Origin of the sequence: Cognatazoarcus halotolerans, from assembly GCF_009800965.1 — a bacterium.
In the GTDB taxonomy this organism is placed as follows: domain Bacteria; phylum Pseudomonadota; class Gammaproteobacteria; order Burkholderiales; family Rhodocyclaceae; genus Cognatazoarcus; species Cognatazoarcus halotolerans.
Map to the genome: position 1 here is coordinate 16,428 of NZ_WUAF01000002.1, position 18,092 is coordinate 34,519.

Genomic DNA, 18,092 nt, shown 5'->3' on the forward strand with positions numbered 1-18,092 from the left:
GTCGGTCATGCACGCACGACCCACCAAGCGGTCAGTAGCAGTGATGCGCCCATCGCGCCATTGAAAAGACGCCAGCGCAGCGGTCGGGTGAGGAACCGGCGCATGCCTGAACCGAATGCCGCCCAAACGGAGACGCAGGGAAAGTTCACCACGATGATCGTTGCGCAGGCCAGAGCGACGGCCGAAGCGCGATCGCTCAGTGGGGGTAGCAGGGCGCTCGAAGCGGTGAGTGCCATCATCCAGGCCTTCGGGTTGATCCATTGAAAGGTTGCTGCGCCGATAAAGCTCATGGGGCCGCCCTCTTTGGCAGGCAGCCCTTCTGCCGGCGGCGTCGCGCGGACGAGCTTGATTGCGAGCCAGATCAGATAGGCAGCGGAGACGGCCTTTAGCGCGTTGCGCAAGTCGGGGCTTGCTACGAGCACCGCGCCGATACCCGTGGCGCACAAGGCCACCTGGACGCTGTGTCCCACGCCGATGCCGAGAAGATGAGGCAGCGTGGCGCGGTAGCCTGCATGGGCGCCGGCCGAGGCCACCAGGAGATTGTTGGGGCCGGGCGTAATCGACGCCACCAGCATGAACGCGGCCAGTGGCAGGGCCGTTGTGGCGAGAACGAGGTGTTCCACGGGTGTCCTCCATGCGGTGTTCCGATGGACACATCGTCGTCCCGATCCCCGATGGTGTCCCGGTACGCCCGGCCGCTCGGAAGGCAATTTTGGGCCGGTGTCGGGGCCGTAACGCATCCGTCGGCGCGCAAAACCGGGGGAGTGTTCATCATGCGGTGGTAGGGACCACCGTCGCTTCGCATCCTTGGGCCGCTTCTGAAGCAAGGATTTCGCACATCCAGAACGTTGGAGGGTCGGCGCTTGGAGATCACCTCGGCAGCCATCATGTGACGGCTGCTACAAAAAAATGCATGTACCGCTCTTGAAATGCGCTGGCCCTGTCCATACTATTAGCACTCGTCAGGGGTGAGTGCTAACAAGCTGCCCCGATGTTCGATTTTACTTACCGGACCTCAGTGTCCGACACGTTGATTCCTGAACCAAGGAGACTGCTTCATGAAAATCCGTCCTTTGCATGATCGCGTAATCGTCAAGCGCATCGAAGCCGAGCGTACCACTGCCAGCGGCATCGTTATTCCCGACAGCGCTGGTGAGAAGCCCGATCAAGGCGAGGTGGTTGCCGTCGGTAACGGCAAGATCCTGGAAAACGGTGATGTGCGTGCGATGGCCGTCAAGGCTGGCGACAAGGTGCTGTTCGGCAAGTATGCCGGTCAGTCGGTGAAGGTCGAGGGCCAGGAACTGCTGGTCATGCGCGAAGAAGACATCATGGGTGTGATCGAAGGCTGAGTGCCTCTCTCACCGACACGTCAATACGAATCAAGGAGTTGAAGAATGGCTGCAAAAGAAGTCAAGTTTGGTGATTCTGCCCGTGACCGCATGGTCGCTGGCGTCAATGTGCTGGCAAACGCCGTCAAGGTGACTCTCGGCCCGAAGGGCCGCAATGTCGTGCTGGAGCGCTCCTATGGCGCCCCCACGGTGACCAAGGATGGTGTCTCCGTCGCCAAGGAAATCGAACTCAAGGACAAGTTCGAGAACATGGGTGCGCAGATGGTCAAGGAAGTCGCTTCCAAGACCTCCGATGTCGCCGGTGACGGCACCACCACCGCCACCGTGCTGGCCCAGTCGATCGTTCGCGAAGGCATGAAGTTCGTCGCCGCCGGCATGAACCCGATGGACCTGAAGCGCGGTATCGACAAGGCCGTGATCGCCACCATCGAAGAACTGCGCAAGCTCTCTAAGCCCTGCTCGACCAACAAGGAAATTGCCCAGGTCGGCTCGATCTCCGCCAACTCCGATAGCGACATCGGCGACATCATCGCCCGCGCCATGGACAAGGTCGGCAAGGAAGGCGTGATTACCGTTGAAGACGGCAAGTCCCTGCAAAACGAACTCGACGTGGTCGAGGGTATGCAGTTCGACCGTGGCTACCTGTCGCCGTACTTCATCAACAACCCGGACAAGCAGGCCACCATTCTCGAGAACCCGTTCGTCCTGCTGTTCGACAAGAAGATCTCGAACATCCGTGATCTGCTGCCGGTTCTCGAGCAGGTTGCCAAGGCCGGTCGTCCGCTGCTGATCATCGCCGAGGACGTCGATGGCGAAGCGCTGGCCACCCTCGTGGTCAACAACATCCGTGGCATCCTCAAGACCTGCGCAGTCAAGGCCCCGGGCTTTGGCGATCGTCGCAAGGCCATGCTGCAGGATATCGCCGTGCTGACCGGCGGTACCGTGATCGCCGAAGAAGTCGGTCTGACCCTCGAAAAGGCAACCCTGGCTGAGCTCGGTCAGGCTGCCCGTATCGAAATCGGCAAGGAAAACACCACGATCATCGACGGCGCCGGCGATGCAGGCCAGATCGAAGCCCGCGTCAAGGAAGTGCGCGTGCAGATCGAAGAAGCGACCTCCGACTACGACCGCGAGAAGCTCCAGGAGCGTGTCGCCAAGCTGGCCGGTGGCGTTGCCGTGATCAAGGTTGGCGCTGCCACCGAAGTCGAGATGAAAGAGAAGAAGGCTCGTGTGGAAGACGCGCTGCACGCTACCCGCGCTGCCGTTGAAGAAGGCATCGTCCCCGGTGGTGGTGTGGCTCTGCTGCGCGCCCGCGTGAATCTCCTGGGCCTCAAGGGTGACAACCACGATCAGGACGCCGGTATCAAGATCGTGCTGCGCGCGATGGAGCAACCGCTCCGCGAGATCGTCGCCAATGCGGGCGATGAGCCGAGCGTGGTGGTCAACAAGGTGAACGAAGGTTCGGGCAACTTCGGCTATAACGCCGCTACCGGTGAGTACGGCGACATGGTCGAGATGGGCGTGCTGGATCCCACCAAGGTGACCCGTACCGCGCTGCAGAACGCCGCTTCCGTTGCTGGCCTGATGCTCACCACCGACTGCATGGTTGGCGAGCTGCCGGAAGACAAGCCCGCCATGGGCATGCCCGATATGGGCGGCATGGGCGGCATGGGCGGTATGGGCGGTATGGGGATGTAATCCTCCCGGCCTCGCGCCAACGAAAAGCCCCGCCTGGTGCGGGGCTTTTTTCGTTTACGGCCATGCAAGGCGATATGAGCGCCCGCGCGGACGCGTCGCCGTGTGATAATCGCGGAAAAAACGGCAGGGAGGCACCCGTTGCAGGATCAGGGTGCTCCCTGGAATTTCCCCGTCTGAAAAGAGGGGGAAATTCCCTAAGACCGAGTAAAAGGAGAACAGCGGGATTGAAGTTAACGGTCCCCGCTTACGCAGAACTTACAATGGATTTAGCATGCGGATACTTCTGGCCGAGGACGATCCCGTTATTGCCGATGGACTTTCGAGGGCGCTCAAACGGGGTGGCTATGCTGTAGACCATGTGCCGACCGGGACCGAGGCGGACGCGGCGCTTGCTTCCCAGCCGTTCGACCTGCTGATCCTTGACCTGGGTCTGCCCAAGCTGCCAGGAATTGAAGTCCTGAAGCGTTTGCGTGCGCGCAAGTCCGCAGTGCCGGTGCTGATCCTCACGGCGCAGGATGGTGTCGAGGATAGAGTACGCGGCCTCGACGCGGGTGCCGACGACTACCTGACGAAACCGTTCGCGCTTCCCGAACTCGAGGCCCGGGTCCGTGCCCTGACTCGTCGTGGGACCGGTCAGCCGAAATGTATCGAGCTCGGGAGCCTGACCTATGACCAGGCGGACAGAGTCGTCAAGATATCCGGTCAGATCATCGAGCTCTCGGCGCGTGAGGTCGGGCTCCTGGAGGTTCTCTTGCTGCGGGTTGGCCGGCTGGTAAGCAAGGATCAACTTGTCGATCATCTTTGTGGCTGGGGCGAAGAGGTCTCCAATAACGCGATCGAAGTCTACGTGCATCGATTGCGCAAGAAACTCGAGAGTAGCGGGGCAAGAATCGTAACCGTGCGCGGTCTGGGGTATTGCCTGGAAAAGCCGGATGCCACTGCGTAAATGGCGCAAGGTGAAGGATGGTGGGGGCGATGGCGCGCATCATAATTCCCTGTTCGGGGAAATCCTCGATTGGATGCTCGCCCCCCTCCTTTTTCTTTGGCCCATTTCGATCATCATCACCCACAACGTTGCGGACAACATCGCCAATACGCCTTATGACAAAGGATTGGCGGAAAGCTTGCGGGCCTTGTCGCAGATGGTGTCGGTCGAGCAGGGGGAGGTCAAGGTAAGTTTTCCGGCTCCGGCCAGAGCGCTCTTCCGTTCGGATCAGGACGACGTTCTTTATTTTCAGGTGACCGATCTGATCGGCGAAGTCGTCGCGGGTGACAGGGACATTCCCTGGATCGGCGCCCCGCGCAACCTCATCCCCGGAGAGGTTCTGTTTCGCGATGGGGTGATTCAGGGCGAAGAGGTCCGTATCGCCTATCTTTTTCTGAGGGCGTTTCCCGAACCCACCAGCCCGCTGGTTCTGCTGCAGATGGCCGAAACACGGAACAAGCGTGGTGATCTCGCATCGCGTGTCGTTACGGGTGTGTTGTTACCTCAATTCGCAATCATCCCCCTCGCCGTGGTGCTGGTCTGGCTCGGGTTGTCGCGGGGGATTGCGCCGTTGAACAGACTGCAGCGCATCTTGCGACGTCGCAGGCCGTCCGATCTATCGCCGATTTCGACGGTAGGCGTGCCCGAGGAGGTACGCCCGCTCATCGTCGGCTTCAACGAGATGATGGGCCGGCTTGAGGAAAACCTTCAAGCTCAGCAGCGTTTCATCGCAGATGCGGCTCACCAGATGCGGACACCGCTGACAGGCCTCCGAACACAGACCGAACTCGCGCTACAGGAAACCGAGCCGCGCCTGTTGCGGCGCTCGCTTGAGCAGATTGCCGGTAGTGCCGAGCGCGCGAGCCACCTGATCAATCAGCTTCTATCGCTGGCCCGTGCAGAGTCGAGCTCCGAGAAAATCTATGCAGTTGAGCGGCTTGACCTGAATGTTCTCGCCCTTGAAGTCGTGCAGGATCTATTCCCTCGTGCACTGGTGAAGCATATTGACTTTGGCCTCGAGGCGGCCGAAGAAGCGTTGATCATTGATGGAAACCCGGTATTGTTGCGGGAACTGGTAAAGAATCTGGTCGACAACGCCATCAAGTACACGCCGGTTGGAGGGCAGGTTACCGTGCGTACGCTCGGAACGGAGTTCGCGATTCTGGAGGTCGAAGACAGCGGTATCGGCATTCCCGAGGGAGATCGCGAGATGGTATTCGAACGGTTTTACCGCGTCCTTGGAAGTGGAGAGGATGGTTCCGGACTGGGGCTCCCTATCGTGCAGGAAATCGCGGAATTGCACCGAGCCAGGGTAACGCTTAACCCGAATCCGGCAGGTCAGGGCACGCTCGCGCAGGCTGTTTTCCCGCGTAGCCTGCAGCCCCGTACAGGGGAAGGTGAAACGCTTGACGACGTTACGCCATCCGAATGATCCGCTGTACCGGATCGACTCAAAAACTATTTGACGATGGGGCTGGGTCGGCTATAATGCGCGCTCTCTTTGGCCAGGTAGCTCAGTTGGTAGAGCAGCGGATTGAAAATCCGCGTGTCGGTGGTTCGATTCCGCCCCTGGCCACCAAGACAAGAAACGGCCCGCGCATGCGGGCCGTTTTGCTTTGTCCGCCATGTTGTGGTGTGCAGGAAACGGCTGATTTTCCTCGATCTTTGAAGGAATCGGGCAGTGCTATAATCCGCTGATTCGTTGGCCTTCCTCTATCGCATGCAGCTTTTTGCTCTCGGCTTGAATCACCACTCGGCTCCGATCGCGATTCGCGAACGAGTGTCGTTCCAGCCTGAGCGGCTAGGTCAGGCCCTGTTGAGTCTGACCAATGCCAAACCGGTGCGAGAGGCAGCGATTCTGTCGACCTGCAATCGCACCGAACTTTACTACGCAAGTGACGATCCGCAGTCCGCTGCCGACTGGCTTGCCGATTTTCACCGGCTTAGTCTCAACGACATTTCGCCCTATCTGTACAGCTATCCGCAGCGCGAGGCGGTAAGGCATGTCTTCCGGGTTGCGAGCGGACTCGATTCGATGGTCCTCGGTGAGCCGCAGATTCTGGGCCAGGTCAAGGAGGCTGCGCGTCAGGCGGAAGAAGCGGGGACGCTCGGTACCCTGCTTCACAAGCTCTTCCAGCGGACCTTCGCGGTGGCTAAAGAGGTACGTACCACGACCGCAATCGGAGCGAATACCGTTTCCATGGCGGCGGCAGCGGTTCATTTGTCGGAGCGAATTTTCGAACGTGTCTCCGACCAGCAGGTGCTTTTCGTCGGGGCGGGTGAAATGGTGGAGCTGTGTGCTGCTCATTTCGCGGGCGCGAAGCCTCGTCGACTGACCATCGCAAATCGCACCGAAGTGCGCGCCCAGGGCCTCGCCGAGCGCTTCGGCGGGGATGTGATCCGGCTTGATGCCGTTGGAGACGTACTGCATCGCTACGACGTGGTGGTCTCGTGTACCGGCAGTCCCTTGCCGATTGTTGGGCTCGGGATGGTGGAGAGGGCGATCAAGGCGAGACGGCACCGGCCGATGGTAATGGTGGATCTTGCGGTACCGCGCGATATAGAGCGAGAGGTTGCGGATCTCGATGACGTGTTCCTGTATACGGTCGACGACCTGGCTCAGGTGGTCGAGTCAGGTCTTGAGTCGAGACAGGCTGCCGTAATTGAAGCGGAATCGATCATCGATTCGCAGGTCGACGGGTTTCTACATTGGGTGGAGGCCCGGGATGCCGTTCCGACTATTCGCGCGCTGCGCGAGCATGCCGAGTCACTTCGACAGACCGAGATGGAGCGGGCCCTCAAGCTTCTTGCGCGTGGCGAATCGCCCGAACGGGTGCTCGAGGTGCTCAGTCACGGCCTTGCGAACAAATTGATGCACGCCCCTACGCAGTACCTCAACCGTTCTGAAGGCGAGCGTCTTGGTGAGGCGATGCGGGTGTTGCACCACCTTTTTGATCTGAACCGCCGCGGCTAGTCTGCCGGCGCGCCCCGATCAGGCGTCGGGGGCCTTTTCCAGCGTGTACGATGAAATCCAGCATTCGCGACAGACTCGAGCAACTCAGCCAACGGCATGAAGAGTTGGAGCGCCTCCTTGCCTCTCAGGAGGTCGGTGCCGACATGGATGCCTTTCGGCGATACAGCCGGGAGCACGCAGAACTTGGCGAAGTGGTCGGCCTCTATGCGCAGTACAGGCGGGCGGAGGAGGATGGTGTTACGGCAGGGGAAATGCTTGCCGATCCCGAGATGCGGGATCTGGCCCAGGCCGAGATCGCAGAGAGCCGTGAGGCAGTAGAAAGACTTGAACTCGAACTTCAGAAAGCGCTGCTACCCAAGGACCCCGACGACGACCGGAATCTCTTCCTCGAAATCCGAGCCGGGACCGGCGGCGAGGAGGCCGCCCTCTTTGCGGGGGATCTGCTGAGGATGTATTCACGCTATGCCGAGCGTCGGGGATGGCGTGTCGAGATTGCCTCGGCGGCAGAGTCCGAGCTGGGTGGCTACAAGGAAGTGATCCTGCGCGTAATTGGCGCGGGAGCGTTTGCACGACTCAAGTTCGAATCGGGGGGGCACAGGGTGCAACGCGTTCCGGTGACAGAAACACAGGGTCGGATCCACACATCCGCGTGTACCGTGGCGGTGATGCCGGAAGCCGATGAGCTTACCGAAGTGAATATCAACCCCGCCGATTTGCGCATCGATACCTTCAGGGCGAGTGGCGCCGGCGGCCAGCACATCAACAAAACCGACTCCGCGGTACGTGTGACGCATTTGCCAACCGGCATCGTGGTTGAGTGTCAGGACGATCGCTCGCAACATCGCAACAAGGCGCAGGCGCTGTCGGTGCTCGCGGCGCGAATCAAGGATGCTCAGCTGCGCGAGCAACAGGCCCAGACCGCAGCCACCCGAAAGAGTCTTGTTGGCAGCGGCGATCGCTCCGAGCGCATCAGGACCTACAATTTTCCGCAGGGTCGCGTTACCGACCACCGCATCAACCTGACGCTCTACAAGCTCGATACGGTCATGGAAGGCGACCTCGACGAAATCCTCGAGGCGCTCAAGACTGAATACCAGGCCGACCAACTCGCTGCGCTCGCGGACGATGGACGCTGAACGGATCAGTGTGGGGCTGCCGAGTATCGCCGGTGCGTTGAGCTATGGACGTCGAGCTGTCGATGCCGTTGATGCTCGCCTGTTGCTGCGCGAAGTCCTTGACTGCAGTGCTGTGCGGATCGCGGCATATCCGGAGGAGCGACTTTCGCACGACCAGTGGGCGCACTACCAGACGTTGGTGCGACGCCGTGAGGCGGGCGAGCCGATTGCCTATATTCTGGGACGGCGCGAGTTTTACGGACGTAGCTTCAAGGTTTCGCCTGCGGTGCTGATTCCGCGGCCGGAGACAGAGCTCTTGGTAGAGCGGGCGCTACAGGCGGTAAGTGGCACGGAGTGTCCGACAATACTGGACCTCGGAACCGGGAGCGGGGCGATTGCCATTACGATCGTGCTGGAGCTGGCCGATCGCGCCGCCCGCGTGTGTGCGGTCGATGTCTCGGCGGCTTCGCTGGACTTGGCACGCGAAAATGCCCGATTGCTGGGGGCGAATGTCGAATTCTGCGAGGGAAGCTGGTTCGGGCCGTTGCTCGGGCGGCGCTTCGACTGCATTGTTAGCAATCCACCCTATATCCGCACGGATGATCGGCATCTCGAGCAAGGGGATTTGCGCTTCGAGCCTCCGGGCGCCTTGTCGGCCGGTGTCGATGGACTGAATGATCTGCGTGACATCATCGAGGAGGCGTCTGTCCATCTGAACCGGACGGGCTGGCTTTTCGTCGAACATGGATACGATCAGGCCTGGAGCGTGGGTGAGCTGCTCGCCCAAGCAGGATTCGAAGAACTGTCCGCATGGCCGGATCTTGCAGGGGTCGTGCGTGTGAGCGGCGGACGATTTCAACCATACGCGGGGCCAGGTTGACGCTCGCGATGGCCGAGAATACAATTTCCCGATTAAATTACTCAACTATTCGAGGCGGTTCGATGGATACCCAGAAATTGATTCAGGAACAGGTCACCGGCAACTCCGTTGTGCTCTACATGAAAGGCTCTCCGCAGTTCCCCCAGTGTGGTTTTTCGGCTACCGTTGCTCAGGTTCTGAAGCTCTGCGGGGTCAAGGATTACTTCTCGGTCAACGTGCTTGCCGACGCGGATATTCGGCAGGGCATCAAGGAATATGCTAACTGGCCGACAATTCCCCAGTTGTATGTGAAAGGTGAGTTCGTCGGTGGTTGCGATATCGTGCGCGAGATGTACGAAAGCGGGGAATTGCAGCAGCTGTTGGCGGAGGCCGGCGTGGTCGTTCAGAGTTGAGGCGGACTGCGTTCGGGTTGGACCAATCGGCTCGATTTCGTCGTACCTGTTGTCGGAATTCTTTACGATTTGCCAGGTTGTCGAGCTCATATTGATCTTGTTGATTGTTAACTGTTTGAATTGAATGGAAATTTGAAGCGTTTTGCATGTGTGGTGCGATTCTTGCCTTCAAGTACGTCCAAAGCGTGAAGCAGTTCATCTCCCGAATCACATGTTTGGGATAAGCTTCGATCACAGGCACTTGGCGGCAACCCAGGATCACAAATGTCCACATCAAAACAAAATCAGATCGAGAAAAGACGCAAATTGATCAAGAGCGCCGTTGGTGCGCCAGCACTTTTCACTTTGCCTGGAGCCGTTGGCTCTGCCATGGCGGCTGCAAGCCTTGGGTGTGATGTGAAGAGCCAGGCAACCTTCGCGGACGAGTCTCCGGTTGCAGGATTTCCTTCTGCGCCTGACAAATGGATGCGCGTGAGGTGCGAGGTCTGGACCTTCCGGCTTGAAAGCGGGGGGGCGGCGGTTACCGGCTTCAAGTTCAATGGCGCGTACTATCAGGTGACGAGCGGGGTGGCCCAGCAGGTGGCAGTGAAATTGACCCCGTCGTCACAGGCGCCCGTTCAGGTGGCTGGACAATATGTCTATGCCTTGGTCGATTATCAGCAAAGTGCACCTGCAACGATTGTGCTTGATCCGAACAAGGCGGTTAGTCCGATTGCAGGTGCGTCATGTTGGAATTCGTTGACCTCGTCAAACCTCTCGAGCAACGTGATCAATTGATATCGTTCTGACATTCTGTGGAAGACAGGCTTCTCGTGCGGCGTCTCGGTGACGCCGCAGTCGTTTTTGATGCCACGACCTGGCAGACGCATGTGCTTCCGCCCGCCGCATGTGTAGTGCTGGATTTTGTCGACGAGTGCGGGGGGCCCGGCGTCGCAAGTGAATCTCGCGTGGAGGCAGGGATTCGTGCATCTCTCGGCCTCGAGCAGGAGTCTGACGGCCTCGAAGGAATCATGCAGACACTGCGGGAACTCGGAATGTTCGCTCGTCAATGAATCCGCCACCGCGGTTGGCTGCACTGGAAGCCAAGACCATTTCGAACGCATTGAAGGCGCCTGGTGGTCTGCGGATTCCCTACGGTGCCTGTACGGTTCGCGTTCGCGCTTTTGTGGACGGTTTCGCCGATGCGCTAAGGAATGTCTATGGCGCCTTTCCGTTCCTCACCGACGATGGGTTCGACGATTTTCATCTGGTTATCGACCGGGGGCGGGGAGCGCGACGCTGGGTGCGTCCCACCGCGCGCTTTCTGATCGATGGCGTTGAGCCCTTCGAGCCGTTTCCGCGATCAAATGCGTTGCCGTATTTCGAGTGGGGGGTGAACTGGTGTTTTGCCCAACGCTTCAATCAGTACGTGCTGTTGCACGCGGGCGTTCTGGCGCTCGGTGACCGGGCCGTTGTGATGGCGGCTACGCCTGGTTCCGGAAAGAGCACGCTTGCGGCCGGCATGATGCTTTCCGGATTCCGATTGTTGTCCGACGAATTCGGGGTTCTCGATCCAGTTTCCGGTGACCTGCTTTCCATGCTGAAACCGGTTGCGCTCAAGAATGAGTCGATCGAGGTCATTCGAGCCCTGTCGGATGAGGCCGCGCTCGGGCCCATCTACAGGGGAACGCGCAAGGGCGACGTGTCCCATCTTGCGCCGAACGCGAATAGCGTGGAGCAGTTGGGCGCTCGCGCCCGCCCGGTCCTGGTGGTTTTTCCGCGCTATCGGCGTGGAGTCGGCCTCGAACTCAAACCACAATTGCCCGAGGAGGCGTTCGCGAGACTGGCCTTCAACAGCTTCAACTATTCGCTGTTGGGACCTGTTTCGTTCGATGCATTGGCAGTGCTTGCCGGCCGGTGCCAGGTCTACGAGTTGACGTATGGTGATCTTCCGAAGGCCATCGGGTGCGTGCGGGCGCTGCTCAATTCGAACGGCGAGGGGGGCGGCGCGCGTGAATACTGATCCGGCCCTAGGGGCGGCCGGGTGGCACCTGCTTCTGATTCTTCGGGATGTATCGCATGTGGCCAAAATGCGCATCGAGGATTGGGATGCTGTGCTGGTGCTTGCCCGTCAGGCGCGTCTCCTTGGCACGATTGCGTGCAGAATCCGCGATCGCCCCGATCTTGCGAAGCAGATACCCGACCGCGTGTGGGGACATCTGACGGCCTCGATCAACTATTCCTCGCATCGGTTGCAGATGGTGAGGATGGAGCTCGCGGCTTTGTCGGCAGCCCTGCCGCCGGAGCTGCCGGTTACGCTGCTCAAGGGGGCCGCCTACGTTGTCGAGGGTCTTCCTCTTGCGCATGGCCGCATGCCGAATGACGTCGACCTTCTGGTTCCAAGGGCGAATCTCGGCATCGCGGAGGCGGCGTTGCGGGATGGCGGCTGGGAGATGGAGAACGTCGACGAGTACGACCAGCAATACTATCGGCAGTGGAGTCATGAGCTTCCTCCGATGCGCATACCGGGCCATGCACTGGAGGTCGATCTGCACCATACGATTGCGCCGGTGACAAGCCGGGTCAGGGCAAACGACGTGGCCTTGTTCTCGGCGTTGGTACCGGTCGAAGGCACGCGATTCCGCGTGCTGAACCGCCATGACCAGATCATTCACGCCGCCATCCACCTCTTTCAGGATTCCGAGTTGGTTGGAAAGCTTCGGGACCTTGTGGATGTCGATGCACTTTACCGGAGCAGCATTCTCGACCAGCAGGCTTGCGACAGGCTCTGGAAGCGGGCCGCACAACACGGTGCAACGACACCGCTATGGTATGCCCTGAATTATTCGCGTTCTTGGCTCGGGACCCCGGTGCCAGCCGATCCGCCGGGCATCGAGCCGTCTTGGCTCGCACGTGCGATGACGGGGTGGCTTTTCCGCCACGTGTGCCCTCCCCGGATCTTCGAGCGTGGCAAGACACCGAGTAGAGTGTTGGTTGAACTGGCCGCCCAGGCGCGCTACCACTGGTTGAGAATGCCGCCCGCCTTGCTGGTACGGCATTTGGGCCACAAGTCGATGACTGCGGTGCGCTCAATCATCAGGTGAAACGGGGTTTATCGGCTGAGCATGCTCGAGAGCTGCTTCGCCATTCTGGTGGCCTGTCCCAGATATCCCCGCCCGAACAGATTCAGATGATTGAGTATGTGGTAGAGGTTGTAAAGCGTCTTGCGCTCGGCGTGGCCCTCCGCGAGCGGCCACAAGGCGCGATAGGTCGCGTAGAAGGTATCGGGAAGGCCTCCGAACAGTTCGGTCATGGCCAAGTCCACTTCGTGATCGCCGAAGTGGATGGCCGGATCAAAGCTGGCGACGTGTCCGTCATTCGTGATCGCGATGTTTCCGTGCCAGAGATCGCCGTGCACGAGGGACGGCCGGGCACGGTAATCAAGGAACAGCGCGGGAGTCCGGTCGATGATCTTCTGTCCGAGCTTCGCCAGTTCGCCACCGAATTCCGTCCTGGCGGCAAATTCGAACTGTGGTTTGAGCCGCTGGAGAGCAAAGAACCGTGACCAGTTGCCTGAATGATCGTTTTGCTGTGGCGTATTCCCGATGTAGTTGTCCCGGTGCCAGCCGAACGCATCCGACTGGTGAGCATGCAGGTTCGCGAGGGCTTCGGCGGCCAGCCGGCCCTCCGCGAGCGTTCGGACCGGATGTAGCTCGAGATGCTCCAGGATGATCCAGGCATGCTCGTCGTCCCCGCTGCAATCGATTGTTGCCGGGGTCCGGAAGCAGTCAGCATCCCGCAGTGCGACGAGGCCGTCGGCTTCAGCGGAGAACCGGTCCAAGGCGCCAGACTTTCCGTATTTGACGAAGAAGCGCTTGCCGTCGCCGGCAAGGACGATCTTCCCCGAACCTTCCGCTCTTTCCGGCGAGGTGGAGTCGAGGTGAAAATCGTTGCCGACATGTGCCCTGATGGCTTCTTCGAGCTTCCGGGCGAGGCCGTGGTGGTCCTTCATACGTTGGCAATGCGTGCGTTGGCGAGTGACAGCCGGGTCGCCAGGACTTCGAGAAAGGCCTTGTAGAAATGCATCCGGCAGGCATCCGATGCGCGGTTGAGTATCGATGCCCGCACCGTCATCAATTCGACTTCCGTGCTGGTCTCGACGCGGGCGCTGCGTATTCCGCCACCGGCCGAGAACAGGGCCATTTCACCAAAGCAGTCACCCGCCGTCAGAACATTGAGCAGACTGCCCTGCTTGGAGACGCGGACCTCGCCGGCGGCGATGAAACAGAAGAAATTGCCGGGCTCTCCTTCCTGCATCAGCGTCGTGCCCGGTTGGGCAACCGACCATTCCGAAATTCGGATTACTTCCCAAAGCTCGACATCGGAAAACTCCCGGAAAAACGCCATGCCGCGCAGGCTCTGGAATTTCTGTGGCTCGGCTATGCTTCCCCGTTGCGCTTCGAGTTCGTGATTCCGGAATGCCTGGGCAAGGTCATGGGAGAAATCGCTCCAGGACTGATAGCGCTTGTCGAGATCCTTCTGCATTGCCCTCATCACGATCGCGTCGAGGCTGGGCGGTACATCTGGATTGAGCTGAGACGGTGGTGCCGCTTCGTCGTTGGTGATCCTGTACAGCAGGCTGTAATTGTTGCTCGCTTCGAACGGAAGTCTGCCGGTGAGCAACTGGTACATCACGACGCCCAGCGAGTAGATGTCCGTCTGATGATTGAGCGGAACCTCGCGAACCTGTTGCGGCGACATGTAAGCGGGAGAGCCAACGCCCGAGACCTGCGTGGTATCGCTCGCGGTGAAAAGCGCAGATCCGAAATCCGACAGCTTGATGTCCTTGCCATCGGCTGCCACCAACAGGATGTTGGCAGGCTTGATGTCGCGGTGCGTGATGCCGTGGCGATATGCGTAGTCGAGTGCACGGGTGCACTTGAAGATGATTTCGAGCAGACGCGGGCGAGGTAGCAGGGTGTCGGCATCGGTATGGCGTTCGAGCGTGCCACCTCCGACGTACTCCATCACCACATAGCCTTCATCGGATGCCACGAAGGCATCGTAGATCTGGACGATGTGGGGGTGAATCAGTTTTCCGGCGAGCGATGCTTCGTTGAGCAGAAGGTGACGATAGAGTTTGCCCCGCTCGGGATCGCGCAGGACGCTCTGGTGGATGCGCTTGATCGCGACATTCCTCTGCGCAAAGGGATCGTGAGCGAGAAAAACCGTGCTGGTCGATCCTTCGCCCACCTGTCGGATGATCTCGTACTTGCCGATGCGCTCGCTCATTGCCTTCCGCCGTATCCTCAGCGGCTTTTCAACCGCGCCCGGGCCTTCGCGATCGCGTCGCGTACCCGCGACGGCGCTGTGCCGCCAACATGATCCCGCGCGGCGAGCGATCCTTCGACCGTCAGTACCGATGCAACGTCGGCTTCGAGCAGTGGTACGGCACGTGGAAGCCCGGCCATTTCGGCCCTCAACTCGTCGAGCGTGAACTCCGGCAGATCGATTCCGCGCTTTTCCGCGGCACGAACTGCGAGCGCAACCGCTTCGTGCGCATCGCGGAACGGCAGACCTTTCTTGACCAGATAATCCGCCAGATCGGTTGCAGTCGCGTAACCCTGGCGCAGCGCCGAACGCATCGCGTCGGCCTTGACGCGGACATTGAACACGCGCTTGCCGCTGTCAGGGTCGATGCGGCTGCCCATCATGTCGGCATAAATCCGCAGGGTGTCGATCACCGTGTCGGCCGTGTCGAAGAGGGGCTCCTTGTCTTCCTGATTGTCCTTGTTGTAGGCAAGCGGTTGGCCTTTCATGAGCGTCAGCAGCGCAATGAGGCTGCCGTTCACCCGGCCGGTCTTGCCCCGCACCAGTTCGGGCACATCCGGGTTTTTCTTCTGCGGCATGATCGACGAGCCGGTACAGAACCGATCGGCGAGATCGATGAATCCGACGCGCGGACTCATCCACAGGATCAGTTCTTCCGAGAGTCGGGACAGATGGGTGAGCAGTAGTGCCGAGGCCGCGCAGAATTCGATCGCGAAGTCCCGGTCCGATACCGCGTCGAGCGAGTTGAAGCACACTTCGTCAAAGCCAAGCTGTTCAGCGACGAATTCTCGATCGATAGAGAAGGTGGTACCCGCCAGCGCCGCCGCCCCGAGAGGAAGGCGGTTGACCCGCTTGCGGCAGTCCGCAAAGCGTTCGGCGTCGCGGCGGGTCATTTCGAAATATGCCATCAGGTGATGGCCGAAGGTGACGGGTTGGGCAACCTGCAGATGGGTGAAGCCCGGCAGTGGCGTATCCGCGTGATGCTCCGCGAGATCGAGTACGGCCGACTGGAACTCGCCGATCAGGCTGAGGATGGTATCGATCGCGTCGCGCAGCCAAAGTCGAATATCGGTTGCCACCTGGTCGTTGCGGCTGCGGCCGGTGTGCAGGCGCTTGCCTGCGTCGCCGACCAGTGCCGTCAGACGCTTTTCGATGTTGAGATGGACGTCCTCGTCATCGAGATTCCACACAAACTCTCCGCGCGCGATCTCTTCCCGGATCGTGGCCATTCCCCTTTCGATATCGGCAAGGTCCTGCTCGCCAATGATGCCCTGTCGTGCCAGCATCCTGGCATGCGCAATCGAACCGCGAATATCCTGCTCCGCCATCCGGTTGTCGAAGAAAACCGAAGCGGTATAGCGTTTGACGAGATCGGAAACCGGTTCCGAAAATCGTCCCGACCAGGCTTTCGCAGCGGAATTGGCGGTTGTGTCGGGGGTATCGGCGGAGGGAGATGTGGGATTGTGTTCTGCCATAATCCGGAAAAGGATACGAATGTGGTCTGTCGGTTTGGCTGCGTACCCGGGCCGGTAGGGCATGAGGACGTCGGAGCTGAGGGTGGTTCGTGAATGATCCGCGGACTGCCTGACGATTACCTTGAAACGGGGCGCGAGGCATGACGGCCAACGATGTCAGAATTATAAATCAAAAGAACCGCAGGACCCGGCGTCTGCCGGACTTCCGCAATCTCGGCGTCGCGTTGCGCGTGTTGCTGGCGGTGAACTTTCTGGGCGTGCTGACCGTGCTCGTACGCTCGGCGAGACCGGGTGATCTTTTCGAGGGGCTGGTATTGACCTCCGGCAGGCTGGAGCTGCCGCTGCTGCTGGCCTTGCTCGTTCTGTACCTGCTCCAGCCCGTGCTTGAACGGCTATCGTTCGAGCGGGCGCTTGGAACCGCGGGGTTCATCGTCATCGCCTGTGCGCTGCTGTCCGAGAGCCTGCTTGGCAGCAGTGCCTATGAGCGCATCGGTGCGATGAGCTGGGCGATCGCGGCAGGCGCGCTGGTACTGGTCTATTTTGACTATCGTGCCCTGCGTTTTTCGCCGGCCGAATCCGAAGCACGCCTGTTGGCGCTGACGGCGCGGATCCGGCCCCATTTTCTTTTCAACAGCCTGAATGCGGTGCTGGGCGTGATACGTTCCGATCCGCGTCGTGCCGAGACGGCGCTGGAGGAAATGGCGGACATGTTTCGCGTGGTCATGAGAGATAACCGCGAGCTCGTGACACTCGACGACGAATTGAAGCTCTGCGAACGCTATCTTGATCTCGAGCGGCTGCGTTTGGGCGAGCGCCTGCTGGTGGAGTGGTCGGTCGATGCCTGTCCCGGCGACGCGCTTATCCCGCCCCTGCTGTTGCAGCCCCTGGTCGAAAACGCGGTATATCATGGTATCGAGCCTTCAGCCGAACCGGGTACGGTGACCATTGCGGGCGAGCTCAAATCGGGCGAGTTGCGACTAGAAGTGGCAAACCCGCTTTCACGAAGTACGCGGCACCAGGCAGGGAATCGCATGGCACTCGATAACATTCGCGAAAGGCTCATGCTTTTCTATGATCTCGAAGCGTCGCTGGGAATCGAAAAAGGGCTGGATACCTATGTGATCCGGATTCGGCTGCCATATCGGAGGAAGAGCCCATGAACGATGTTCTCAAGGTGCTCATCGTAGACGACGAGGCGATGGCGCGCGCTCGACTCAGGGACCTGCTCGGTGATATCGCCGACGAGTATCCGACCCGGGTGGTCGGGATGGTTGCAAATGGCGCGGAAGCGCTGCGGATGATCGAGCAGGAACCTGTCGATCTGGTGCTCGCCGATATCCGCATGCCGGTCATGGACGGGGTCGAGTTTGCGCGGAAGCTGGCTGAGAGGCCGTGTCCGCCGGGCGTCATCTTTACCACGGCTTACGACGAATATGCGGTGACCGCATTCGACGTCGAAGCCGTGGATTATCTGGTCAAGCCTGTGCGCGCGGGTCGGCTGGCTGCGGCGCTGGCACGCTTTCGACGTAGCCGGACGCCAGAGACGGGGGGCGAGGGCGCCGGGGGCGAAGGGCGAACGCATTTCAGCGTCACGGAAAGGGGGCGCATCCTGTTGGTTCCGGTCGACGAGGTGCGCTACCTGAAGGCGGAAATGAAGTACGTCACGGCCTTTACTTCCGAGCGCGACTATGTGCTCGACGAATCGCTCGTGCAGCTCGAAGAAGAGTTCGGCGAGCGCTTTTTGCGTATTCATCGCAACTGCCTTGTCGCGCGCTCGGCCATTGTCGGGGTCGAGCGCGAAGGCGAGGCGGACGGTGAGCCACACTGGGCTGTGCTTCTCGCCGGTGTGGCGGAGCGCCTGCCGATAAGCCGTCGCCAGTGGCCAACGGTAAAGGCGACGCTCAAGCTCTAACC

Annotated in this window: 18 protein-coding genes and 1 tRNA gene; 15 read left to right on the top strand and 4 right to left on the bottom strand. The window is 60.2% G+C overall.

Translation table 11 applies throughout. The features are described from left to right. Window positions 1–5: 5 nt before the first annotated feature. Entirely contained in the window at window positions 6–623 is a 618-nt protein-coding gene (locus tag GQB03_RS03015) for a LysE family translocator (protein ID WP_200832091.1), read from the bottom strand. A gap of 435 nt (window positions 624–1,058) precedes the next feature. On the opposite strand from GQB03_RS03015, the gene groES reads away from it, so the two are divergent. From groES to GQB03_RS03080, 13 genes are all read left to right on the top strand, one after another. Then, window positions 1,059–1,349: a co-chaperone GroES gene (groES, locus tag GQB03_RS03020; RefSeq protein WP_159684193.1), complete on the top strand. Its 291-nt coding sequence runs from the start codon at window positions 1,059–1,061 to the stop codon at window positions 1,347–1,349. A 45-nt stretch (window positions 1,350–1,394) separates the two neighbouring features. Further along, window positions 1,395–3,047 carry a chaperonin GroEL gene (gene groL, locus GQB03_RS03025; RefSeq protein WP_159684196.1) on the top strand — a complete coding sequence of 551 codons (1,653 nt, stop codon included), beginning with the start codon at window positions 1,395–1,397 and terminating at the stop codon, window positions 3,045–3,047. Between the two features lie 271 nt (window positions 3,048–3,318). After that, window positions 3,319–3,993: a response regulator transcription factor gene (locus GQB03_RS03030; protein WP_159684199.1), complete on the top strand. Its 675-nt coding sequence runs from the start codon at window positions 3,319–3,321 to the stop codon at window positions 3,991–3,993. Beyond that, a complete protein-coding gene (locus tag GQB03_RS03035; protein ID WP_159684202.1) occupies window positions 3,980–5,464 on the top strand; it encodes a sensor histidine kinase in 1,485 nt (494 codons plus the stop codon). Before GQB03_RS03030 ends, GQB03_RS03035 begins: the two co-directional genes overlap by 14 nt. 71 nt (window positions 5,465–5,535) lie before the next feature. Then, a tRNA-Phe gene (locus tag GQB03_RS03040) sits at window positions 5,536–5,611 on the top strand. A 141-nt stretch (window positions 5,612–5,752) separates the two neighbouring features. Further along, complete coding sequence (gene hemA, locus GQB03_RS03045) at window positions 5,753–7,006, top strand: glutamyl-tRNA reductase (RefSeq protein ID WP_159684205.1); 1,254 nt, start codon at window positions 5,753–5,755, stop codon at window positions 7,004–7,006. Between the two features lie 50 nt (window positions 7,007–7,056). Next, window positions 7,057–8,142, top strand: a complete 1,086-nt coding sequence (prfA, locus tag GQB03_RS03050) for a peptide chain release factor 1 (protein WP_159684208.1) — start codon at window positions 7,057–7,059, stop codon at window positions 8,140–8,142. Next, the gene (gene prmC, locus GQB03_RS03055; RefSeq protein WP_159684211.1) at window positions 8,132–9,001 is read left to right on the top strand and encodes a peptide chain release factor N(5)-glutamine methyltransferase; all 870 of its coding nucleotides are present in this window, start codon (window positions 8,132–8,134) and stop codon (window positions 8,999–9,001) included. The genes prfA and prmC overlap by 11 nt, the downstream gene beginning before the upstream one ends. Window positions 9,002–9,063: 62 nt before the next feature. After that, window positions 9,064–9,393, top strand: coding sequence for a Grx4 family monothiol glutaredoxin (gene grxD / locus GQB03_RS03060; RefSeq protein ID WP_159684214.1), 330 nt, complete (start codon window positions 9,064–9,066; stop codon window positions 9,391–9,393). A gap of 264 nt (window positions 9,394–9,657) precedes the next feature. Next, window positions 9,658–10,170 carry a hypothetical protein gene (locus GQB03_RS03065; protein WP_159684217.1) on the top strand — a complete coding sequence of 171 codons (513 nt, stop codon included), beginning with the start codon at window positions 9,658–9,660 and terminating at the stop codon, window positions 10,168–10,170. A 35-nt stretch (window positions 10,171–10,205) separates the two neighbouring features. After that, complete coding sequence (locus GQB03_RS23520; protein ID WP_407644529.1) at window positions 10,206–10,445, top strand: HPr-rel-A system PqqD family peptide chaperone; 240 nt, start codon at window positions 10,206–10,208, stop codon at window positions 10,443–10,445. Continuing rightward, window positions 10,442–11,395 (top strand): HprK-related kinase A, encoded by a 954-nt coding sequence (locus GQB03_RS03075; protein WP_159684223.1) that lies wholly within the window; start codon window positions 10,442–10,444, stop codon window positions 11,393–11,395. Before GQB03_RS23520 ends, GQB03_RS03075 begins: the two co-directional genes overlap by 4 nt. Before the next feature lie 67 nt (window positions 11,396–11,462). Continuing rightward, complete coding sequence (locus GQB03_RS03080; protein ID WP_159684226.1) at window positions 11,463–12,476, top strand: nucleotidyltransferase domain-containing protein; 1,014 nt, start codon at window positions 11,463–11,465, stop codon at window positions 12,474–12,476. An 8-nt stretch (window positions 12,477–12,484) separates the two neighbouring features. On the opposite strand, the gene GQB03_RS03085 is transcribed toward GQB03_RS03080, so the two are convergent. Genes GQB03_RS03085 through argH form a run of 3 tightly spaced genes read right to left on the bottom strand, consistent with a single transcriptional unit; the run spans window position 12,485 to window position 16,178 of the window. Further along, window positions 12,485–13,384, bottom strand: coding sequence for a fructosamine kinase family protein (locus tag GQB03_RS03085; RefSeq protein WP_159684229.1), 900 nt, complete (start codon window positions 13,382–13,384; stop codon window positions 12,485–12,487). Next, window positions 13,381–14,664, bottom strand: a complete 1,284-nt coding sequence (locus GQB03_RS03090; protein ID WP_159684232.1) for a serine/threonine-protein kinase — start codon at window positions 14,662–14,664, stop codon at window positions 13,381–13,383. The genes GQB03_RS03085 and GQB03_RS03090 overlap by 4 nt, the downstream gene beginning before the upstream one ends. A gap of 17 nt (window positions 14,665–14,681) precedes the next feature. Continuing rightward, entirely contained in the window at window positions 14,682–16,178 is a 1,497-nt protein-coding gene (gene argH / locus GQB03_RS03095; RefSeq protein WP_159684235.1) for an argininosuccinate lyase, read from the bottom strand. 140 nt (window positions 16,179–16,318) lie between these two features. Here argH and GQB03_RS03100 point away from each other — a divergent pair, with 140 nt between their 5' ends. Both GQB03_RS03100 and GQB03_RS03105 read left to right on the top strand, forming a co-directional pair. Then, the gene (locus tag GQB03_RS03100; protein WP_159684238.1) at window positions 16,319–17,338 is read left to right on the top strand and encodes a sensor histidine kinase; all 1,020 of its coding nucleotides are present in this window, start codon (window positions 16,319–16,321) and stop codon (window positions 17,336–17,338) included. Then, a complete protein-coding gene (locus GQB03_RS03105) occupies window positions 17,335–18,090 on the top strand; it encodes a LytR/AlgR family response regulator transcription factor (protein ID WP_159684241.1) in 756 nt (251 codons plus the stop codon). The genes GQB03_RS03100 and GQB03_RS03105 overlap by 4 nt, the downstream gene beginning before the upstream one ends. Window positions 18,091–18,092 lie beyond the last annotated feature (2 nt).